Genomic DNA, 1,895 nt, shown 5'->3' on the forward strand with positions numbered 1-1,895 from the left:
GGTTTGATCCTGATGGTGACGGGGATGGTTGTGCTGGTCTTCGTGTAGGAGTACTGATACACATCAGCGACCTCCTGCCGCCCGATATCGGGGACCTGGTAACTGATGGTCACCGGCAGCTGGTATTCGCCGCTGGTTGCGTTTGCGGAGATCTTGGCGGAATAGCTGAGGGTTTTGCCTGCTCCCCCTGAAAGAATGTCGCCGACAAACTGCGGATCGCTCTTGATGATGATATCATCGGTCGAAGAGGAGAGCCCGATTGTTGAAAATTTCGCTGTTGTCGGGAGGTCCTCGTAGGTGATCGTGCCCTGGTTGAGCTGTTTGAGGGAACTGACCCCGGTGTTTTTGATGAGGATGGTGATAGTGGCATCCTGTCCCGGGGAGAACTCATTGGTACCCGTGACACTGGCAGAGAGCTCCGGGCTGCCTGAGACGTACTTTGTTGCTGCGGAAGCCGGGGCGATGACCGCTGCTGCGCAGACAAAAAGGATTAACGCGACGAGGGCAGTCGTGCCACACGGTATGGAAAAACGGGAATGGGTCATATTCTCCCCCGTTACTGGAGTTTCTTTTTGCGGTAGAAATAGAATCCTGCACCGGCGATGACGACCAAAACCAGCAGGACCAGGAGTACCGGGTTGCCGGTGAGGGTTGAAACGATGTTCTTTGCGGGCACCACTTCAACCGTGAGTTTGATGGGGTCTGAAACAACCTGGTTGTCAAGGGCATCGCGGTAGCGGACCTCTGCATCGATACCATACGACTTCACCGTTGCAGCGCCACCCGCTGAAACAAGGAATGAGGCCTCTTTGGTCTCTCCCGGGGCAAGGTCTCCTAAGAATGCCGAGTCATCGTTGCTGCTGAAGGGGTCGACCATGCTGATCCGGCCGACTGCCTGGTGGGCCGTTGCCCCGCCGGTGTTTTTGAATTGTGCTGTTATCACTTTCTTCTGGCCGGCTGCAATGGTCTGCGGTTCGGAGATGATGGCAAACCGGATCTTTCCGCCCACCGGAATACCGATGGATTCGCTGTCGGACGTCGCCGTGTTCCCGTCGGTGTTCTCGTATTTTACATACACATCGAGGGGGTAGGTCTGCTCTTCTGCCCCGGAGTCAACCGTTGCCCGGAAGATTGCGGTTGCCGTCCCCCCGGCCGGGAAATCGCCGATAAAGGCACTGCCCTCGGTGGGGATGACCGGGCTGCCATCATTCCTCGCAATGCTGAGAATGGCCTTTTTCCCGTCTTCATGGCCGATGTTCTTTACGGTAAGGGTCACGTACCCCTCGGTACCGGCATTCAGGCCCCGGACCTGCACGGACTCCACGCCAAGCCGGACGTCCGGCTTGATTTTCACAGGGATGGTGAGGGTCTCGTTCATGGACTTGTACCGGTACTCGATCGTGTCAGACCCGTACTGGTCGGCGTTGTAGAGGTAGGTGTACTGCAGGAATACCGGGATCTGGTAGGTTCCGGCCGCAGCATCGCTTGGGACTTTGACCGTGAAGGTCGCGGTTGCAGTGCTGCTTGCCGGAAGGTCACCGGTCAGCTGCGGGTCGGACTTCACGATGAGCGGGGAGTTTCCCGCACCAAGGCCGACCGTCAGGAATTTTGCCGTGTTCGGGAGATCGTCGCGGTTCACGATATTTGACCTGACGAACTTGAACTGGTTTGTTCCGGTGTTCTGGATCACGATCCCGAGCCTGACCTCTTTTCCGGGGGTGAGTTCGTTGTTCCCGGAGATAGCTGCAGAGAGTTTCGGGCTGCCTGCAAGGTATTGTGTCCCATCCTCTGCACTCACCGGAGCGATTGCAAACAATGTCACTGCAAAGCCGGCCAGAAGTAAAATGGACAGGAGGTTGTGGCTCCTGCCGTCCTGGCACGACGGGGTTCCGGTC

The 1,895-nt window shown here is 57.3% G+C and carries 1 protein-coding gene and 1 pseudogene; both read right to left on the bottom strand.

Annotated features, from left to right (window positions below):
• Positions 1-545 (bottom strand): annotated as a pseudogene (locus CW742_RS11510) (S-layer protein); the annotation flags it as partial.
• 11 nt (positions 546-556) lie between these two features.
• Positions 557-1,895: COG1361 S-layer family protein (locus CW742_RS11515; protein WP_292420523.1), on the bottom strand; the 1,339-nt coding region annotated here is incomplete at its 5' end.

This window comes from Methanoregula sp., assembly GCF_002835825.1.
In the GTDB taxonomy this organism is placed as follows: domain Archaea; phylum Halobacteriota; class Methanomicrobia; order Methanomicrobiales; family Methanospirillaceae; genus Methanoregula.